The following is a 581-nucleotide window of genomic DNA, read 5'->3' on the forward strand; positions in this document are numbered from 1 at the left end:
GCTTGTAGAGGTTATTTAACACAACTCGGGGATAAGCATCGCGCTTGAGTTCGATTACAATTCGCATACCATCGCGATCGCTTTCATCCCGAATATCGGCAATTCCCTCTATCCTCTTGTCGTTCACCATCTCGGCGATTTTTTCTATCAACGCCGCTTTGTTGGTTTGGTAAGGCAATTCGGTGATGATAATTGCGTCTCTGTCAGGACGTCCACGCTGCTCAATTGTTTCAATTGTAGCCACACCACGCATGGTGATGGAACCCCGCCCTGTCGTATAAGCTTCTTTAATTGCTGATGTCCCTAGAATCTGACCTCCAGTCGGAAAGTCAGGTCCGTGGATATACTGCATTAACTGAGTATCAGTGATTTCTGGATTTTGAATCAGTGCTACTAACCCATCAATCAATTCGCCCAAGTTATGGGGTGGTATGTTGGTTGCCATACCCACAGCAATACCAGAGGAGCCATTGAGCAGCAACTGCGGGATACGTGCTGGCAGGACTGTTGGTTCTTGTTGTGAAGCGTCGAAGTTATCGGCGAAATCGACTGTTTCCGATTCGATATCTTGTAGCAGAGAA

General features: G+C 47.0%; 1 protein-coding gene. It reads right to left on the reverse strand.

Annotated elements, in window-relative coordinates:
* Window positions 1–581: DNA gyrase subunit A (locus AC5590_RS08960; RefSeq protein WP_282453099.1), on the reverse strand; the 581-nt coding region annotated here is incomplete at both ends.

The sequence above is a fragment of the Brasilonema octagenarum UFV-OR1 genome, from assembly GCF_963888615.1.
In the GTDB taxonomy this organism is placed as follows: domain Bacteria; phylum Cyanobacteriota; class Cyanobacteriia; order Cyanobacteriales; family Nostocaceae; genus Brasilonema; species Brasilonema sennae.